This is a genomic window from Thermocrispum municipale DSM 44069, assembly GCF_000427825.1.
Taxonomy (GTDB): Bacteria; Actinomycetota; Actinomycetes; order Mycobacteriales; family Pseudonocardiaceae; genus Thermocrispum; species Thermocrispum municipale.
The window spans coordinates 370,013-388,605 of the sequence record NZ_ATYT01000003.1; the positions used below are offsets into that span (position 1 = coordinate 370,013).

General features: G+C 69.9%; 18 protein-coding genes. 16 read left to right on the plus strand and 2 right to left on the minus strand.

Going from position 1 to position 18,593, the window contains the following annotated elements:
* Window positions 1-34 precede the first annotated feature (34 nt).
* A complete protein-coding gene (efp, locus tag YWM_RS0101705) occupies window positions 35-598 on the plus strand; it encodes an elongation factor P (RefSeq protein ID WP_028849248.1) in 564 nt (187 codons plus the stop codon).
* Window positions 599-618: 20 nt separating this feature from the next.
* Window positions 619-1,038 carry a transcription antitermination factor NusB gene (nusB, locus tag YWM_RS0101710; protein ID WP_043659081.1) on the plus strand — a complete coding sequence of 140 codons (420 nt, stop codon included), beginning with the start codon at window positions 619-621 and terminating at the stop codon, window positions 1,036-1,038.
* A gap of 99 nt (window positions 1,039-1,137) precedes the next feature.
* On the opposite strand, the gene bldD is transcribed toward nusB, so the two are convergent.
* On the minus strand, window positions 1,138-1,629 hold the full coding sequence (bldD, locus tag YWM_RS0101715) for a transcriptional regulator BldD (protein ID WP_028849250.1): 492 nt from the start codon (window positions 1,627-1,629) through the stop codon (window positions 1,138-1,140).
* A 264-nt stretch (window positions 1,630-1,893) separates the two neighbouring features.
* Between bldD and pyrR the strand changes: the two genes are divergently transcribed.
* From pyrR to metK, 12 genes are all read left to right on the plus strand, one after another.
* A complete protein-coding gene (gene pyrR, locus YWM_RS0101720; RefSeq protein ID WP_028849251.1) occupies window positions 1,894-2,490 on the plus strand; it encodes a bifunctional pyr operon transcriptional regulator/uracil phosphoribosyltransferase PyrR in 597 nt (198 codons plus the stop codon).
* The gene (locus YWM_RS0101725; RefSeq protein ID WP_028849252.1) at window positions 2,487-3,440 is read left to right on the plus strand and encodes an aspartate carbamoyltransferase catalytic subunit; all 954 of its coding nucleotides are present in this window, start codon (window positions 2,487-2,489) and stop codon (window positions 3,438-3,440) included. The genes pyrR and YWM_RS0101725 overlap by 4 nt, the downstream gene beginning before the upstream one ends.
* Before the next feature lie 26 nt (window positions 3,441-3,466).
* On the plus strand, window positions 3,467-4,759 hold the full coding sequence (locus YWM_RS0101730; protein WP_028849253.1) for a dihydroorotase: 1,293 nt from the start codon (window positions 3,467-3,469) through the stop codon (window positions 4,757-4,759).
* On the plus strand, window positions 4,759-5,247 hold the full coding sequence (locus tag YWM_RS0101735) for a PH-like domain-containing protein (protein WP_028849254.1): 489 nt from the start codon (window positions 4,759-4,761) through the stop codon (window positions 5,245-5,247). Before YWM_RS0101730 ends, YWM_RS0101735 begins: the two co-directional genes overlap by 1 nt.
* A complete protein-coding gene (gene carA, locus YWM_RS0101740) occupies window positions 5,244-6,374 on the plus strand; it encodes a glutamine-hydrolyzing carbamoyl-phosphate synthase small subunit (protein ID WP_028849255.1) in 1,131 nt (376 codons plus the stop codon). The genes YWM_RS0101735 and carA overlap by 4 nt, the downstream gene beginning before the upstream one ends.
* Window positions 6,367-9,684, plus strand: coding sequence for a carbamoyl-phosphate synthase large subunit (gene carB, locus YWM_RS0101745; RefSeq protein WP_028849256.1), 3,318 nt, complete (start codon window positions 6,367-6,369; stop codon window positions 9,682-9,684). Before carA ends, carB begins: the two co-directional genes overlap by 8 nt.
* Complete coding sequence (gene pyrF, locus YWM_RS0101750) at window positions 9,681-10,517, plus strand: orotidine-5'-phosphate decarboxylase (RefSeq protein WP_028849257.1); 837 nt, start codon at window positions 9,681-9,683, stop codon at window positions 10,515-10,517. The genes carB and pyrF overlap by 4 nt, the downstream gene beginning before the upstream one ends.
* Before the next feature lie 195 nt (window positions 10,518-10,712).
* The gene (gene mihF / locus YWM_RS0101755; RefSeq protein ID WP_028849258.1) at window positions 10,713-11,030 is read left to right on the plus strand and encodes an integration host factor, actinobacterial type; all 318 of its coding nucleotides are present in this window, start codon (window positions 10,713-10,715) and stop codon (window positions 11,028-11,030) included.
* On the plus strand, window positions 11,027-11,647 hold the full coding sequence (gene gmk / locus YWM_RS0101760) for a guanylate kinase (RefSeq protein WP_028849259.1): 621 nt from the start codon (window positions 11,027-11,029) through the stop codon (window positions 11,645-11,647). Before mihF ends, gmk begins: the two co-directional genes overlap by 4 nt.
* Window positions 11,648-11,692: 45 nt before the next feature.
* Complete coding sequence (gene rpoZ / locus YWM_RS0101765; protein ID WP_028849260.1) at window positions 11,693-11,968, plus strand: DNA-directed RNA polymerase subunit omega; 276 nt, start codon at window positions 11,693-11,695, stop codon at window positions 11,966-11,968.
* 28 nt (window positions 11,969-11,996) lie between these two features.
* Entirely contained in the window at window positions 11,997-13,220 is a 1,224-nt protein-coding gene (coaBC, locus tag YWM_RS0101770; RefSeq protein ID WP_028849261.1) for a bifunctional phosphopantothenoylcysteine decarboxylase/phosphopantothenate--cysteine ligase CoaBC, read from the plus strand.
* Window positions 13,221-13,319: 99 nt separating this feature from the next.
* A complete protein-coding gene (gene metK / locus YWM_RS0101775) occupies window positions 13,320-14,528 on the plus strand; it encodes a methionine adenosyltransferase (protein ID WP_028849262.1) in 1,209 nt (402 codons plus the stop codon).
* A 143-nt stretch (window positions 14,529-14,671) separates the two neighbouring features.
* On the opposite strand, the gene YWM_RS0101780 is transcribed toward metK, so the two are convergent.
* On the minus strand, window positions 14,672-15,286 hold the full coding sequence (locus tag YWM_RS0101780; protein ID WP_028849263.1) for a PadR family transcriptional regulator: 615 nt from the start codon (window positions 15,284-15,286) through the stop codon (window positions 14,672-14,674).
* Between the two features lie 54 nt (window positions 15,287-15,340).
* Between YWM_RS0101780 and YWM_RS0101785 the strand changes: the two genes are divergently transcribed.
* Window positions 15,341-16,531, plus strand: a complete 1,191-nt coding sequence (locus YWM_RS0101785) for an FAD-dependent oxidoreductase (RefSeq protein WP_028849264.1) — start codon at window positions 15,341-15,343, stop codon at window positions 16,529-16,531.
* A gap of 47 nt (window positions 16,532-16,578) precedes the next feature.
* On the plus strand, window positions 16,579-18,564 hold the full coding sequence (locus YWM_RS0101790) for a primosomal protein N' (protein ID WP_245565880.1): 1,986 nt from the start codon (window positions 16,579-16,581) through the stop codon (window positions 18,562-18,564).
* The last annotated feature ends 29 nt before the right edge of the window (window positions 18,565-18,593 follow it).

Below are 18,593 nucleotides of genomic sequence, written 5' to 3' on the forward strand. Positions count from 1 at the left end.
GACGCGCACGACAAACACGGGAGAACGGCAACCAGTGGCCACCACCAACGACCTGAAGAACGGCATGGTGCTCGACCTGGACGGGGAGCTGTGGTCCGTCCAGTCATTCCAGCACGTCAAGCCCGGCAAGGGTGGCGCGTTCGTGCGCACCACGCTCAAGCACGTGCTCAGCGGCAAGGTGCTGGACAAGACCTTCAACGCCGGCGTGAAGGTGGACACCGCCACAGTCGACCGGCGTGCCATGACCTACCTGTACAAGGACGGCGACGACTACGTCTTCATGGACGCCCAGACCTACGACCAGGTCCCGGTCTCCGCGGAGATCGTCGGTGACGCCGCCCAGTTCATGCTGGAGAACACCGAGGCGACGGTGTCCTTCCACGAGGACACCCCGCTGTTCGTCGAGCTGCCCACCTCGGTGGAGCTGGTCGTCGAGCACACCGACCCGGGCCTGCAGGGCGACCGTTCGACCGGTGGCACCAAGCCGGCCAAGCTGGAGACCGGCGCGGAGATCCAGGTGCCGCTGTTCATCAACACCGGCGACAAGGTCAAGGTCGACACCCGTGACGGCCGCTACCTCGGCCGTGCATCCAGTTGACCGGGAAATCGGCCCGGCCGATGACCGGGCGTCGCGCGGCCCGGCAGCGGGCCGTGGAACTGCTCTATGAGGCGCACCTACGCGCCGAGGAGCCGACCGAGGTCCTGTCCGCGCGGGTGGGGTCGCCGGACGCCGACCCGGTCCCGGACTATGCGATCACGCTGGTCGAAGGCGTGGCGGCGCACCGCAAGCACATCGACGAACTGCTGGCGGAGTACGCCAGAGGCTGGACCGTCGAGCGCATGCCGCCGGTCGATCTCGCGGTGCTGAGGGTCGGCGTCTACGAGCTGCTCTGGGCGTCGGACGTGCCGGACCCGGTGGCGATCGACGAGGCGGTGGGGATCGCGAAGAAGCTGTCCACCGACGACTCGCCGCGGTTCGTCAACGGGGTGCTCGGGCGCATGGCCACGGTCGCGGACCGGTTGCGCTCCGTGCTCTGACGCACCCCTTCCCGGCGACATCTCACCGGTTCTGGTGGCCGTCCGCGTCGGGCAGGCGTGCGCCTGCCCGCGGACGAGCCGGAGAGCCGTCAGGGGCTCTCAGTTGTCGTCCTTGGCCGGCCTGGCCTCCGGAGGCAGCACGCCCCACTCGATCAACTGCTCGGTGAGCTCGCCCGGGGTCATGTCGTAGATGATCGCCAGCGAGCGCAGGTCCTCGGTACGGATGGACAGCACCTTGCCGTTGTAGTCGCCGCGCTGGCTCTGGATGGTCGCCGCGTAGCGGGCCAGGGGACCGACCTTCTCGGCGGGAAGCTGCTGCAAGCGCTCCAAGTTGATCACGATCTTGGTGGCTGGCTCCGCCCCGGACGGCACACGACCCTCCGGCAGCAGCTCGACCACCGGCACCCCGTAGAAGTCGGCGAGTTCGGCGAGCTTCTGGACGGTTACTGCCCGGTCGCCCCGCTCGTAGGAGCCGACCACGACCGCTTTCCACCGGCCACCGGACTTCTGCTCGACGCCGTGCAGCGACAGCCCCTGCTGCTGCCGGATGCCGCGGAGCTTGGCGCCCAGCGCCTTGGCGTAATCGCCCATGTGCTCATCTCTCCGTTCCCTGTGCCCCGCCACTGTTGTCGGACGGGCGAGCTTCGTGAGGTGAATACTCAGCGTAATGGTTACCGCTCGTGGTCACCAGGTCAACCCGATCATCCGGGGGAATCGCACCAAAACGGCTACACCACCCGGTTGGTTGAGAACAAGTCCCTGCTACTGTCGGTGCGAACGCTGCCGCGCGTACGCGGGGTAGTCGAACCGAAATCCTTTAACGACCCGTCCCGTGAGGCGGGGAAGGAGCTGCACGTGGCGCCGCGCACCCGCGGCGCGACGGGCCCGGCCGAGCGCGAATTGCTCTCCGCCGGTGACGTCGCGCGCACCGTTGCCCGCATCGCGCATCAGATCATCGAGAAGACCGCAGTCGGGTCCAGCGAACCGACCCCGGTGCTGCTGGGCATTCCGACCCGCGGAGCACCGCTGGCGGCGCGCCTTGCCGAGCGCATCACCGAATTCTCCGGCACCCAGGTTCCCTACGGCAGTATCGACGTCACCCTTTACCGCGACGACCTGCGGCGTCGTCCGCCTCGGCCGCTGGAGCTGACCCAGCTGCCCGAAGGCGGGATCGAGGACCGCATCGTGATCCTGGTCGACGACGTGCTGTTCTCCGGCCGCACCATCAGATCCGCGCTCGACGCGCTGCGGGACATCGGCAGACCGCGCGCGGTGCAGCTGGCCGTGCTGGTCGACCGCGGCCACCGTGAGCTGCCCATCCGGGCCGACTACGTGGGCAAGAACGTGCCGACCTCGCGGCGCGAGGAGGTCGCGGTGCTGCTGTCCGAGGTCGACGACCGGGACGCCGTGCTGCTGCGCGCCGCGGCCGACGAAAGCGGGGGAGAGCGGTGAAACACCTGCTGAGCACCGAAGGTCTGGACCGGGACACCGCGACGGCGCTGCTGGACACCGCGGACGAGCTCAAACGCACCCTGCTCGGCCGGGAGGTGCGCAAACTGCCGACGCTGCGCGGCCGCACCGTGATCACCATGTTCTACGAGAACTCCACTCGGACCAGGGTGTCGTTCGAGCTGGCGGGCAAGTGGATGAGCGCCGACGTGGTCAACGTCTCCGCGGGCGGCTCGTCGGTCGGCAAGGGCGAGAGCCTGCGCGACACGGTGCTGACGCTGTCGGCGGCGGGCGCGGACTGCGTCATCGTGCGGCACCCCGCGTCCGGGGCGGCTCAGCGCCTCGCCGCGTGGCTGGCGGACACACCCACTTCGGTGGTCAACGCCGGTGACGGAATGCACGAACACCCGACGCAGGCGTTGCTCGACGCCGCCACTCTCCGCGAGCGCCTTGGGCCGTTGGAGGGACGGCGAGTGGTCATCGTGGGTGATGTGCTGCACAGCCGGGTCGCCCGTTCGAATGTCCACCTGTTGACCACGCTCGGTGCCGAGGTGGTGCTGGTCGGCCCGCCGACTCTGGTGCCGACCGCGCTGACCAGCTGGCTGGAGTCGAACCGGGTCCGGGTGAGCTTCGACCTGGACGCCGAACTGCCGACCGCGGACGCGGTGATGATGCTCCGGGTGCAGGCCGAGCGGATGCACGGAGCGTTCTTCCCGTCCGCTCGCGAGTACTCGATCAGCTACGGCCTCAACGCCGCGCGGGCCGCGTTGCTCCCCGAACACGCCGTGGTGATGCACCCCGGACCGATGCTGCGCGGTATGGAGATCGCCGACAGCGTGGCGGACGCGGCGAACTCGGCGATCGTCGAGCAGGTGCGCAACGGCGTGCACGTCCGCATGGCAGTCCTCTACCACTTGCTGGCCGCGCAGTCCCCGGCAGGCGAAGTCGCATGACCAGCACTCCTACGAGCGGAGACGCGATGACCGATGTTCTGATCAGCGGCGCCAAGCTCTACGGCGAGGGCGACCCGGTCGACGTGCTGCTCTCCGGCGGGGTGATCGCCGCGATCGAGCCGCGCATCACGCCCCCGGACGGCGCCGAGGTGATCGAGGCGGACGGCCAGGTGTTGCTGCCCGGTTTCGTCGACCTGCACACCCACCTGCGGGAGCCGGGCAGGGAGGACGCCGAGACCGTGGCCACCGGAAGCGAAGCGGCCGCGCTCGGCGGGTACACCGCCGTGTTCGCCATGGCCAACACCGATCCGGTGGCCGACAACGCCGTCGTGGTCGAACACGTCCGGCGGGCGGGCGAGGCGGTGGGCCTGGTGGACGTCCACCCGGTGGGCGCGGTGACCGTCGGGCTGAAAGGTGAGCAGCTCGCCGAGCTCGGCACGATGGCCAACTCGCGCGCCCAGGTGCGGATGTTCTCCGACGACGGGCATTGCGTGCACGACCCGTTGATCATGCGCCGCGCACTCGAGTACACCCGTGCGCTGGACGCGGTGGTGGCTCAGCACGCGGAGGAGCCGCGGCTGACCGTCGGAGCCCAGGCGCACGAGGGAGAACTGGCCGCGCGGCTCGGGCTCGCCGGATGGCCTGCCGCGGCGGAAGAAGCCATCGTCGCCCGCGACTGCATCCTCGCCCGGCACGTCGACGCCAAGCTGCACGTCTGCCATGTCTCCACGAAGGGCACGGTGGACGTACTGCGCTGGGCCAAGGAACGCGGAACGCAGGTCTCCGCCGAGGTGACCCCGCACCACCTGATGCTCACCGACGAGCGGTTGACCAGCTACGACCCGGTGAACAAGGTCAATCCGCCGCTGCGCACCGATGCAGACACCGAAGCGTTGCGCGCGGCGTTGGCCGAGGGGGTGGTCGACTGCGTGGCCACCGACCATGCGCCACACGCTCCGCAGGACAAGGACGTCGAGTGGCAAGCCGCCCGCCCCGGGATGCTCGGCCTGCAGACGGCGCTGTCGGTGGTCGTGGCGACCATGGTGCGTCCGGGCCTGCTGACGTGGCGCGACGTCGCCCGCGTGATGAGTGAACGCCCGGCGGAGATCGGGCGGCTGGCCGACCACGGCAGGCCGCTGGAGGTCGGCGAGCCGGCGACGTTGGCACTGGTCGACCCGGACCGCGAGTGGACGGTGCGCGGCGAGGAGCTGGCCAGCATCGCGGCGAACACGCCGTACGAAGGGATGACGCTGCCCGGCACCGTGACGGCGACCATGTTGCGTGGGCGGATCACCCAGCTTGATGGGAAGGTTCGTTAGTGGAACGTCTTGCGCTGACGCTGCTGGTCCTCGCGGTCTTCCTGCTCGGGGTCTGGGGGATGTGGCTGGGCTGGCGACGCAAAGCTCGCGAACAGAGCGCCCGGTACGCGCCGTTCCCCCAGGTCCCGGAGGCCGACGACCTCGGGCAGGAGCTGGCGGCGACCGACGGCGTCTACGTGGCGACCACGCCGCACGGCCGCTGGCAGGACCGCATCGTCACCCGAGGTGTGGGGATGCGCGGGCCGGCCACCCTGCGGCGGTACGACAGCGGTGTCGTGGTCGAGCGGCACGGCGCGCGCAGCTTCTTCATCCCCGCGTCGGCCATCACCGAGGTCACCACGGCACGCAAGATGGCCGGGAAGGTGATGGGCACCGACGGCCTGCTGGTGATCACCTGGCGGCTGGGCGACGAGCTGCTGGACACCGGCTTCCGTGGTGACGACATGGACGTGTATCCCGAATGGACGAGCAGGAAAGGTGCGGCATGAACAGCACCATGACCCCCTCGGCCGCGCTGGTGTTGGAGGACGGCCGCATCTTCCGCGGTGAACCGTTCGGCGCCCGCGGGACGACGTTGGGGGAGGCGGTGTTCTGCACCGGCATGACCGGTTATCAGGAGACACTGACCGACCCGTCGTACTACCGCCAGATCGTGGTGCAGACCGCGCCGCACATCGGCAACACCGGGTGGAACGACGAGGACGACGAGTCGGCGCGGATCTGGGTGGCCGGCTATGTGGTGCGTGATCCCGCGCGGATCCCGTCGAACTGGCGCTCCAGGCGCAGCTTGGCGGAGGAGTTCGAGCGCCAGGGCGTCATCGGTATCGCGGGTGTCGACACCCGGACCCTGACCCGGCACATCCGGGAGCGCGGCGCGATGCGCGCCGGGGTGTTCTCCGGCGAGAAGTTGCCGACCGAGCAGGAGATGGTCCAGCAGGTGCTGGACTCGCCGCCGATGGCGGGCGCCGACCTGGCCAAGCACGTCACCACACCGCAGCCGTACGTGGTGCCCGCGCAAGGGGAGAAGCGCTTCCGGGTGGCCGCGCTGGACCTGGGCATCAAGTCGAACACCCCGCGGATGATGTCCGAGCGCGGGATCGAGGTGCACGTGCTTCCCGCGTCCAGCTCGTTCGACGAGGTCATGAATGTCGAGCCGGACGGCGTCTTCCTGTCCAACGGGCCGGGTGACCCGGCGACGATGGACCACGCGACCGAACTGACGCGCGAGGTCATGCGCCGCGAAGTGCCGTTGTTCGGCATCTGCTTCGGCAACCAGATCCTCGGCCGCGCGCTGGGCATGTCCACCTACAAGCTGCGCTACGGCCACCGCGGCATCAACATCCCGGTGGTCGACGTGCGCACCCGGTCGGTGGCGATCACCGCGCAGAACCACGGGTTCGCTCTCGAGGGTGAGCCGGGTCAGCGGTTCGAGACCGAGTTCGGTGCGGCGGAAGTCAGCCACTACTGCCCGAACGACGGGTGTGTGGAAGGTGTGCGGGCGCTCGACGTGCCCGCCTTCAGCGTGCAGTACCACCCGGAAGCGGCGGCCGGACCCCATGACGCCGCACCGTTGTTCGACCAGTTCGTTGGTCTGATGGAGGCCCACGGTGCCTAAGCGCGACGACATCGAGCATGTCCTGGTGGTCGGGTCCGGCCCGATCGTCATCGGCCAGGCCGCCGAGTTCGACTACTCGGGTACCCAGGCCTGCCGGGTGCTGCGCGAGGAGGGCCTGCGGGTCAGCCTGGTCAACTCCAACCCGGCGACGATCATGACCGACCCGGAGTTCGCCGACGCGACCTACATCGAGCCGGTCACCCCGGAGTACCTGGAGAAGGTCATCGAGCGTGAGCGCCCGGACGCGCTGCTGGCCACGCTGGGCGGGCAGACCGCGCTGAACGCCGCCGTCGCGCTGCACGAACGCGGAGTGTTGGACGCCTACGGTGTCGAGCTGATCGGCGCGAACATCGACGCGATCCAGCGCGGCGAGGACCGGCAGAAGTTCAAGGACATCGTCCGCGCGATCGGCTCCGACGTGCCGCGTAGCCGGGTGTGCCACTCGATGGAGGAGGTCCGCGAGACGGTCGCCGAGCTCGGCCTGCCGGTGGTCATCCGGCCGTCGTTCACCATGGGCGGGCTGGGCTCCGGCATGGCGCACACGCACGAGGATCTGGAGCGGATGGCCGCCGTCGGCCTCGAGGAGTCCCCGGTCACCGAGGTGCTGATCGAGGAGAGCGTCCTCGGCTGGAAGGAATACGAGCTCGAGCTGATGCGCGACAAGCACGACAACGTGGTCGTGGTCTGCTCGATCGAGAACGTCGACGCGATGGGCGTGCACACCGGCGACTCGGTGACCGTGGCCCCGGCGATGACGCTGACCGACCGGGAATTCCAGCAGATGCGCGACGTCGGCATCAAGGTGATCCGTGCGGTCGGGGTGGACACCGGCGGCTGCAACATCCAGTTCGCCTTCCACCCGGAGACCGGCCGCATGGTGGTCATCGAGATGAACCCGCGGGTGTCCCGGTCCTCCGCGCTGGCGTCGAAGGCCACCGGGTTCCCGATCGCCAAGATCGCCGCGAAGCTGGCCATCGGCTACACGCTGGACGAGATCCGCAACGACATCACCGGCGAGACGCCGGCGTCGTTCGAGCCGACCCTGGACTACGTCGTGGTCAAGGTGCCGCGGTTCGCGTTCGAGAAGTTCCCGGGCGCCGACCCGACGCTGACCACCACGATGAAGTCCGTCGGCGAAGCCATGGCGCTGGGCCGCAGCTTCCCCGAGGCGCTGGGCAAGGCCCTGCGGTCGATGGAGACCAAGGCCGCCGGTTTCTGGACCCGGCCGGATCCGGAAGGCGCGACGCTCGAGTCGACGCTCGAGGAGTTGCGCACGCCGCGGGACGGCAGGCTCTACGCGGTGGAGCGGGCGTTGCGGCTCGGCGGGACCGTGCACCAGGTGTCGGAAGCCTCCGGGATCGACCCGTGGTTCGTCGATCAGATCCTGGCGCTGGTGGAGCTGCGCAAGCAGATCGTGGACGCGCCGGTGCTGGACGAGTCGCTGCTGCGCAAGGCCAAGCGGTACGGCATCTCCGACCGGCAGATCGCCGCGCTGCGGCCCGAACTGGCCGGCGAGGACGGCGTGCGGGCGCTGCGGCACAGGCTGGGTGTCCGGCCGGTGTTCAAGACGGTCGACACCTGTGCCGCCGAGTTCGCCGCGCGGACGCCGTACCACTACAGCGCCTACGAGCTCGACCCCGCCGCGGAGTCCGAGGTCGCCGAACAGCGCGAACGGCCCAAGGTGCTCATCCTGGGCAGCGGGCCGAACCGGATCGGCCAGGGCATCGAGTTCGACTACTCGTGCGTGCACGCCGCACTGGCGTTGCGCGACGCCGGCTACGAGTCGGTGATGATCAACTGCAACCCGGAGACGGTCTCCACCGACTACGACACCTCGGACCGGTTGTACTTCGAGCCGCTGACGTTCGAGGACGTGCTCGAGGTGGTGCACGCCGAGCAGGAGAGTGGCACCGTCGCGGGCGTCATCGTGCAGCTCGGTGGTCAGACGCCGCTCGGGCTCGCGCAGCGGCTGGCGGACGCCGGAGTGCCGATCGTCGGCACCTCGCCCGAGGCGATCCACCTGGCCGAGGACCGCGGTTCGTTCGGTGAGGTGCTGCGCGCCGCCGGGCTGCCCGCGCCGAAGTACGGCACCGCCACGTCGTTCGAAGGGGCCAAGCGGATCGCCGACGAGATCGGCTACCCGGTGCTGGTGCGCCCGTCCTACGTGCTGGGCGGCCGCGGCATGGAGATCGTCTACGACGAGCAGCACCTGGCCGGCTACATCGAGCGGGCCACCGAGGTCACACCGGAACACCCGGTGCTGGTGGACAACTTCCTCGACGACGCCATCGAGATCGACGTGGACGCGTTGTTCGACGGCGAGGAGCTCTACCTCGGCGGCGTGATGGAGCACATCGAGGAAGCCGGCGTGCACAGCGGTGACTCGTCGTGCGCGTTGCCGCCGATCACCATCGGCGTGACGGACCTGGAGGCCGTGCGAGCGTCCACCGAGGCCATCGCCCGCGGCGTCGGCGTGCGCGGGCTGCTCAACGTGCAGTACGCGTTGAAGGACGACGTGCTCTATGTGCTGGAGGCGAATCCTCGGGCCTCGCGCACCGCGCCGTTCGTGTCCAAGGCGACCGGTGTGCCGCTGGCCAAGGCGTGCGCGTTGCTGATGATGGGGCAGTCGATCAAACAGCTGCGCGCCAGCGGCGTGCTCCCGGCCTCCGGCGACGGTGGCACGCTCCCGCCGGAGGCCCCGGTTGCGGTGAAGGAGGCCGTCCTGCCGTTCCACCGGTTCCGCACGCCGGAGGGCCAGGGCGTCGACTCGCTGCTCGGGCCGGAGATGAAGTCCACCGGCGAGGTCATGGGTGTGGACTCCTCGTTCGGCATGGCCTTCGCCAAGTCCCAGGCGGGCGCCTACGGGTCGCTGCCGACGTCGGGCCGGGTGTTCGTCTCGGTGGCCAACCGGGACAAGCGCTCGATGATCTTCCCGGTCAAGCGGCTGGCCGACCTCGGCTTCGAGGTGCTGGCCACCGCGGGCACGGCGGCGGTCCTGCGGCGCAACGGCGTCCCGTGCACAGTGGTGCGCAAGCACTACGAGAGCACCGACGACGGCGAGCCGAACATCGTCGAGATGATCCTGGACGGCAGGGTGGACATGGTGATCAACACCCCGTACGGCAACAGCGGGCCCCGCATCGACGGCTACGAGATCCGTACTGCGGCGGTGTCCCGGGACATCCCGTGCGTCACCACCATCCAGGGCCTGTCGGCGGCCGTGCACGGCATCGAGGCGGCGATCCGCGGCGACATCGGCGTGCGCTCGCTGCAAGAGCTGCAGGCGGCGTTGCGGGCGAGGCAGTCATGACCTTCGGCGCGCGGTTGCTGACCGCGATCCGGCAACGCGGCCCGCTGTGTGTCGGTGTCGACCCGCACCCGGAGCTGCTGGCGGCCTGGGGGCTGCCGGACGACCCGTTCGGCCTGGCCAGGTTCGCGCAGACCTGTGTCGACGCGTTCGGCAAGGAAGCAGCGGTGGTCAAGCCGCAGTCGGCGTTCTTCGAAAGCTACGGAGCCGCGGGGATCGCGGTCCTGGAGCGCCTGATCGAAGGACTGCGCGCGGCCGGCGCACTGGTGCTGCTGGACGTCAAACGCGGCGACATCGGCTCGACCATGGCTGCGTACGCGCGCGCCTACCTGTCGGACAAGGCGCCCCTGGCCGCCGACGCCATCACGGTGTCGCCGTATCTGGGGTTCGGCTCGCTGCGGCCCGCCGTGGAGATGGCGACCGAGACCGGGCGTGGCTTGTTCGTGCTCGCCAGGACCTCCAACCCCGACGGCCACGAGCTGCAGCGGCGCGTGGCGCAGGACATCGTCGACGCGGCGGCCGAGCACAACGCGGGCCGCGAGCCGCTGGGCAACGTCGGCCTGGTCGTGGGCGCCACGCTGCCCGAACTGGACATCGACCTGAGCCGCTTGCACGGGCCGGTCCTGGCGCCCGGATTCGGCGCTCAGGGTGCCACAGCGGACGATTTGCGGCGGTTGTTCGGGGCTGCCTCCGCAGAGCGCGTCAGCGGCGCTCAGAGCGCCTCAGACGGCCGCAACGTGGTGCTGCCGACCTCGTCCCGGGACATCCTGCGGCACGGGCCCGACCCGGAGGCGTTGCGCGCGGCGTTCCGCCGCGTGGCGGCCGACGTGAAGTAACTCATCAGTTGCCGCCAATGATCACGGAATCGTTGTTACACGAGGCGATTTGTGTTGGTATAGACGCCATCCGCGACAGATCCGACCAGCACGTCGGAGCCGGAAACCGAAGATGCTGACCCCGCGTTGTGGTGGTCGGTCGCGGGTAGGTAACGTCGCGGCGACGAAGCGACCATAATCAATTCGGAGGACATCGTGGCACTTCCCCAGCTGACCGAGGAACAGCGCGCCGCTGCCTTGGAGAAGGCTGCTGCGGCTCGCCGGGCTCGGGCGGAGCTCAAGGAGCGGCTGAAGCGAGGTGGCACCACCCTGGCCGACGTGCTCAAGCAGGCCGACAACGACGAGGTTCTCGGCAAGATGAAGGTCTCGGCGCTGCTCGAGGCCCTGCCGGGTGTCGGTAAGGTCCGCGCCCAGGCGACCATGGAGAAGCTCGAGATCGCCGCCAGCCGTCGGCTGCGCGGGCTCGGTGAGCGGCAGCGCAAGGCTCTGCTCGCCGAGTTCAGCGGGGAGTGAAGCGCACCGGTGAGCCGGTGTCGGGTCAGGCCCGGCACCGGCTCACTGTCGTCTCCGGTCCGTCCGGGGTCGGCAAGTCCAGCGTCATCTCCGTCCTGCGTGAACTGGCGCCGGAGATCTTCTTCAGCATCTCGGTGACCACCCGCGCCCCGCGGCAGGGCGAGGTCGACGGGGAGCACTACCACTTCGTCGACCGCGAGACGTTCGCGAAGATGGTCGACAACGGCGAGCTGCTCGAACACGCGGAATTCGCCGGCAACTGCTACGGCACCCCGCGCGCGCCGGTGATGGAGGCGCTGGCCTCCGGCCGGGACGCGGTGCTGGAGATCGAGTTGCAAGGCGCCCGCCAGGTACGAGCGGCGATGCCGGAGTGCCAGCTGGTGATGTTGGTGCCGCCGTCGTGGGAGGAGCTGGTCGACCGGCTCACCGGCAGGGGCACCGAGCACGACGCCGCGGTTGCGGCCCGGCTCGAGGCGGCCAAGCGAGAACTGGCCGCTGCGGGCGAGTTCGACGCGTGCGTGGTGAATGCCGATGTGCAGCGGGCGGCACGCGAGTTGCTAACCTTGGTTGTCACAGATCGTGAGTCAACGGCAGGGCAGCGCGGGGACAGCTCGTGAGCGCGTGCCCGGATCGCCGGCCAATGAAGCAAGGAGACTAAGCGAGTGACCACCACCGCGCAGGGCACGACGGGCGAGAAGCTCGAGGGCATCACCAACCCGCCGATCGACGACCTGCTGGAAAAGGTCAGCTCGAAGTACGCCCTGGTCATCTACGCGGCCAAGCGTGCGCGGCAGATCAACGACTACTACGCGCAGCTCGGCGAGGGGCTGCTGGAGTACGTCGGTCCGCTGGTCGAGCCCGGCCCGCGCGAGAAGCCGCTGTCGATCGCGCTGCGCGAGATCCACGCCGGCCTGCTCGAGCACACCGAGGGCGAGTAACCAACTCGGCTGCACGAAAGGTCCGGCGATGACCGACCGTAAGCCGAGTGTGGTACTCGGCGTGGGCGGCGGGATTGCTGCCTACAAGGTGTGTGAGGTGCTGCGCGGGCTCACCGAGTCGGGCCACCAAGTACGCGTCGTTCCCACGGCGGCCGCGCTGCGGTTCGTCGGCGCCGCTACGTGGGAGGCCCTGTCCGGCCAACCGGTAGCCACCGACGTGTTCTCCAATGTCCCGTCGGTGGAACACGTCCGCATCGGGCAGCAGGCCGATCTGGTGCTGGTCGCCCCGGCGACCGCGGACCTGCTCGCCAAGGCCGCGCACGGTGTGGCGGACGACCTGCTGACCGGCACGTTGCTGACCGCGCGCTGCCCGACGATCTTCTTCCCCGCGATGCACACCGAGATGTGGGAGCATCCGGCGACCCGGGACAACGTCGCCACGCTCCGCAGGCGCGGGGTCGTGGTCCCGGATCCGGACTCGGGCAGGTTGACCGGTGTCGACACCGGCAAGGGCCGCTTGGCGCATCCCGCCGAGATCGTGGACCTGGCCAGGCTGCTGCTGGCTGACGGAGACGCGCTCAAGCGTGACCTGGAGGGGCTGACCGTCGTCGTCTCCGCGGGCGGCACCCGTGAACCACTGGACCCGGTTCGCTATCTGGGCAACCGCTCGTCCGGCAAGCAGGGTTACGCGCTGGCGCGCGTCGCGGCGGCGCGCGGTGCGAACGTCACGCTGGTCGCCGGGCACACCGTGACGTTGCCCACGCCGGCAGGTGTCGACCTGGTCCCGGTGTCGACGGCGCGCGACATGCGCGAAGCGATGCTGGACGCCGCCAAGGAAGCCGACGTGGTCGTCATGGCCGCCGCGGTGGCGGATTTCCGTCCGGCCGAGTTCGTCCACCACAAGATCAAGAAAACCGGCGACCGGCCCGCCCCGATCGAGCTGGAGACCAATCCGGACGTGCTGGCCGAGCTGGTCAGCACGCGCCGGCCGGAGCAGATCATCGTCGGTTTCGCCGCCGAGACCGGGGACGACACCGCGGACGTGCTGGAGCACGCGCGGGCCAAGCTGCGCCGCAAGGGCAGCGACCTGCTGGTGGTCAACGCGGTCGGCGACGGCCGGGCGTTCGAGGTCGAACACAACGCGGGCTGGTTGCTGGCGGCCGACGGGAATGAAACGCCTATCCCGTTCGGTTCGAAGTCGCAACTGGCGGCCGCAGTGTGGGACGCGGTGGCTGCCATCGGCCGCGCTTGAGGGGATAGTGACCGGTGAACCCGGGTATTTCTGCGGCAGTAGGCTTGGAAACCGCGCGCGAAGAGGGAGCGGGCGGATCGCAACGGAAGGTTAAATGTCGTGACCGGATCGCAGAACAGGCTGTTCACCTCGGAATCGGTGACGGAAGGGCATCCGGACAAGATCTGTGACGCCATCAGTGACGCGATCCTGGACGCGCTGCTGGCCAAGGACCCGCGCTCCCGGGTGGCGGTGGAGACGCTGATCACCACCGGCCAGGTGCATGTCGCGGGCGAGGTCACCACCGAGGCCTACGCCGACATCCCGACGATCGTGCGGGACACCATCCTCAACATCGGCTACGACTCGTCGGCGAAGGGCTTCGACGGCAACTCGTGCGGTGTGAACGTCGCGATCGGCTCGCAGTCCCCGGACATCGCGCAGGGTGTCGACGAGGCCTACGAAGCCCGGGTCGGCGCCGAGATCCGCGGTGACGAGCTGGACCGGCAGGGCGCGGGCGACCAGGGCTTGATGTTCGGCTACGCGTGCAGCGACACGCCGGAGCTGATGCCGCTGCCGATCGCGCTGGCACACCGGCTGGCCCGTCGGCTCGCCACCGTCCGCAAGACCGGCGTGCTGCCGTACCTGCGGCCGGACGGCAAGACGCAGGTGACCATCGAGTACGCGGGTGACCAGGCCGTGCGGCTGGACACCGTGGTGGTCTCCACGCAGCACGCCGAGGGCATCGACTTGGACAAGATGCTGGGCGTGGACGTGCGCGAGCACGTGATCATGCCCGAGGTGGTGGACCTGCCGATCGACACGACGGACTTCCGTCTGCTGGTCAACCCGACCGGCCGGTTCGTCATCGGCGGCCCGATGGGTGATGCCGGCCTGACCGGTCGCAAGATCATCGTGGACACCTACGGCGGCATGGCCCGGCACGGTGGCGGCGCGTTCTCGGGCAAGGACCCGTCGAAGGTGGACCGCTCGGCGGCCTACGCGATGCGCTGGGTGGCCAAGAACGTCGTGGCGGCCGGGCTGGCCGGCCGTATCGAAGTGCAGGTCGCCTACGCGATCGGCAAGGCGGCTCCGGTCGGCCTGTTCGTGGAGACCTTCGGCACCGAGACGGTCGACCCGGCGAAGATCCAGCAGGCCATCACCGAGGTGTTCGACCTGCGGCCGGGCGCCATCATCCGGGACCTGAACCTGCTGCGGCCGATGTACGCGCCGACCGCGGCGTACGGGCACTTCGGGCGCACCGACCTGGACCTGCCGTGGGAGCGGACGGACCGGGCCGAGGCGCTCAAGTCGGCCGCGGGGGCCTGACAGGTCGGCCGCCGGGCCTGGCCATCACGTCGGCCGGTCGCCGGGGTCGGCGCTTCCCGCTGCCCCGCAGCCGAAACCCGGCGGTCACTCCTGCCGCATCCCGGACCTGACGGTCCTCGAGCGGGGCCGCCCCCACCGGCTTGTCAGCCTGCGCTGCCTTCCATCCGGGCGGCCACTTCCTTGATCCATTCCTCGGACCAGGTGAGTTCTCCGGACCGCAGCTGCGCGATGACCTGCTCGACCCAGCGCAGTTCGGCGCGCTTCATGGTGAGCACGTAGTCGTCGTCGAGCGTGAACAGTCGCGGCAGGTCGCCCACCGCCGCCAGCTCCGCGCTGCGTTCGTCGATCTCCGCCTGAAGTTTCTCCGCGCGCGTCGTGAGTTGCTCCACCACGTCCTCGGGCGGCAGCACCATCAACGACGCCAGTGCTGCGGGGAACTCGGGGAACTCCCTGGCCACCGTCGACAGCATGGTGCGGGTCCAGCGCCGTAGCGTCTCGCGCCCGGCGTCGGTGAGCTCGTAAACCGTGCGTTCCGGGCGACGCTCGTCCTGCGCGGTCTCCCGCACGGTGATCAACGACGCGCGCTGCAACCGGTCGATCGTCTGATAGACGCTGTTGCGCGCCGCGACGTTGGCGATCTTGTCCTTTCCCCGCGCCTTGATCATCTCGCGCATCCGGTACGGGTGCATCGGTTCCTCGGCGAGCAGCGACAGCAGCACCAGCGCGAGCGGCGAACGACGGTCCGTGTTGTTGGCCACGTCGTCACCTTAAAGCACATGACACGGAATAGTCATTCCATGTATAGTCATACTATGACTAAGGCGAGGAACGTGCTGATCATCGGGGGCGGTGTCGCCGGCCCGGCCACGGCGATGGCGCTGCAGCAGGCAGGTATCGACTCGACCGTCTACGAGGCCTACGACCGCACGGCCGACGGCGTCGGGGCGTTCTTGACGCTGGCGGTCAACGGCATGGACGTGCTGCGCACCCTCGGGCTGTCCGAGCAAGTACGCGAGCGCGGCTTCGACACTCCGACGATGGTCATGGAGATGGACGGCAAACGGCTGGCCGAGTTCCGGTTCGGCAGCCCACTGCCGGACGGTGCGCAGAACCAGACGATCACCCGCGCGGACCTGTACACGGTGCTGCGGGACGAGGCCGTCCGCCGCGGCATCCGGATCGAGTACGGCAAACGACTCGTCGGAGCTCAGCGATCCGACGGCCGAGTACTGGCGCGATTCGCCGACGGCACCACGGCGGAGGGTGACGCGCTGGTCGGCGCGGACGGACTCCGGTCGGCCACCAGGAGGATCATCGACCCGGCCGCGCCGGCGCCACGTTACGTGCCGCTGCTGAACGCGGGCGGCTACGCCCGGGACGTCGACGTGCCGGGGGAGCCGGGCGTCATGCACATGTTCTTCGGCAGGCGGTGCTTCTTCAGCTACGTGAAGCGACCGGACGGCGAGGTGTGGTGGTTCGCCAACCCGCCGCAGAAGCGGGAGCTGTCGCAGCAGGAGGTCGCCGCCATCACGCCGGAGCAGTGGCGAGCCAAGCTGCACGAGCTGTTCGCCGACGACAACCTGCCCGCGCTGCCCGTCATCGACGCCACCGACCACATCTTTGCGGGCTGGAACACCTACGACTTCCCGCGCGTGCCCACCTGGCACCGCGACGGGATGATCATCATCGGGGATGCGGCGCATGCCACGTCCCCGGCGTCCGGGCAGGGTGCCTCGATGGCGCTGGAAGACGCTGTGACGCTGGCGAAGTGCCTGCGTGACGTGCCGGATGTGGCGCGAGCGTTCGCCGCCTACGAAGGCCTGCGACGCAAGCGGGTCGAGCGGATCGTCGCGATGGGCAAGCGCAACGGCGACGGCAAGGCGGTCGGACGGATCGGCCGGATGGTGCTCCCGCTGGTGATGAAGTTCGCGGCCAGGGCGGCGGCGAGACAGAACTGGCTGTACGACCACCGGATCGACTGGGAGCAGCCGGTCGCGGCGTAACCGGGTGTGGGGCGCTCGTGATCTCCCCAGCGATTACCGTGATCGGAGTGAACGAGCGTCGTCCGGCCGAGCAGCGCCCCATCGCCCGGGTGCTGGTCGACGTTCCGCTGCCGCACCTCGACCGTCCGTTCGACTACCGGGTGCAGGCGGCACACGCGGCCGATGCGGTGCCGGGCTGCCGGGTGAAGGTGCGGTTCGCCGGACAGCTGGTGCAGGGCTACCTGCTCGATCGGGTCGACACCACCGAGCACGTTGGACGGCTGGCCTATCTCGAGCGGGTGATCTCTCCGGAGCCTGTGCTGTCGCCCGAACTGGCTGCGGTGGCGCGAGCGGTGGCCGACCGCTACGCCGGAACGGTCGCCGACGTCCTGCGCTTGGCCGTGCCGCCGCGCCACGCCCGAGTCGAGGCCGAGGCGTCCGAGCCGGCTGCGCGGCCGCAAGCCCCGGGTGTCCCTACGCAATGGCAGCGCTACGAGCGCGGCGCGGCCTTGGTGAAGGCGCTGTCCTCCGGCGTACAGGCCAAGGCCGTGTGGCAGGCGCTGCCCAACGAGGACTGGCCGCGCAGGCTGGCCGAGCTGGCCGCCACGGTTGCCGCCGCGGGGCGGTCCGCAGTGATCGTGGTGCCGGACCATCGGGACGTTGCCCGCGTGCACGCCGCCTGCGTCGCCTTGATGTCGGACGACGCGGTGGTGGCGCTCTCGGCGGACCTGGGGCCGGCTCGGCGCTACCGGCGGTGGCTCCGCGTGCGCCGGGGGGCCGCCCACGTCGTGGTCGGAACCCGGGCGGCGATGTTCGCGCCGGTGCACCGGCCGGGCTTGTTCGTCGTGTGGGACGACGGCGACGACCTGCACGCCGAGCCACGCGCGCCGTATCCACACGTCCGCGATGTCCTCGTGCTGAGAGCACACCAAGACGGCGCGAGCTTCGTGGCAGGCGGGTTCGCCCGGACCGCGGAGGCGCAGCTGCTCGTGGAAAGTGGTTGGGCGCACGAGGTGATCGCGCGACGTTCGGTCGTCCGTGAACATGCACCGCGCGTGTCGGGTACCGGGGACGACTTCGAACAGGCCAGGGACCCGGCGGCGAACACCGCACGCCTGCCTGCCGTGGCCTTCGAAGCCGCCCGTGCCGCGCTGGACGCCGAAGCTCCGGTGCTGGTGCAGGTTCCCCGGCGGGGGTACGTGCCCGCGCTGGCCTGCGCGCAATGCCGCACGCCCGCCCGCTGCCGGCGGTGCGCGGGGCCGCTCGGTCTGCCGGCCAAAGGTTCGCACGAGGCTCGACCACCGGCGTGCCGCTGGTGCGGCGCGGTCGAACCGACGTTCCGCTGCGCGGCCTGTGGATCCGCGCGTTTACGCGCCCAGGTCGTCGGAGCCGGGCGGACCGCCGAAGAACTGGGCCGAGCATTCCCCGGCACGACGGTTCGCACCTCCGGCGGCGACGAGGTGCTGGCCACCGTGCCGTCCGGTCCGCAGCTCGTGGTGGCAACACCGGGCGCAGAACCCGTGGTCGAAGGCGGCTACGGCGCGGCCTTGTTGCTCGACGGATGGGCCCTGCTCGGGCGGCCGGATCTGCGGGCGGCCGAGGAGACCCTGCGGAGGTGGATGACGGCCGCTGCCATGGTGCGACCCGCGGATCAAGGCGGCCGAGTCGTCGTCGGCGCCGACACTGCGTTGCGCACGGTTCAGGCGCTCATCCGGTGGGATCCGGCCGGCCACGCGCAGCGCGAGCTCGCCGAACGTGAAGAGCTCGGCTTCCCGCCCGCGCGCCGGATGGCGTCGGTGCAAGGAGTGGCGCACGCGGTGGCGAAGACCGTGGCCGAGATCGACCTGCCCGCGTCGGCCGAAGTGCTCGGACCGGTACCGGTGCACGTGCCGCGAGCCACCGGAGACGAAGAGCACGAGCGGGCCCTGATCCGGGTTCCACGCGGCGACGGCAAGGCGCTGGCAGCCGCGCTGGCGCGGGTGCAAGCTCAGCGCACGGCACGCAAAGAACCGGACTCGATCCGGGTACAACTCGACCCGCTCGAGGTGATCTGACCGGGCTGCGGTGCACGTCACCCCGGCCC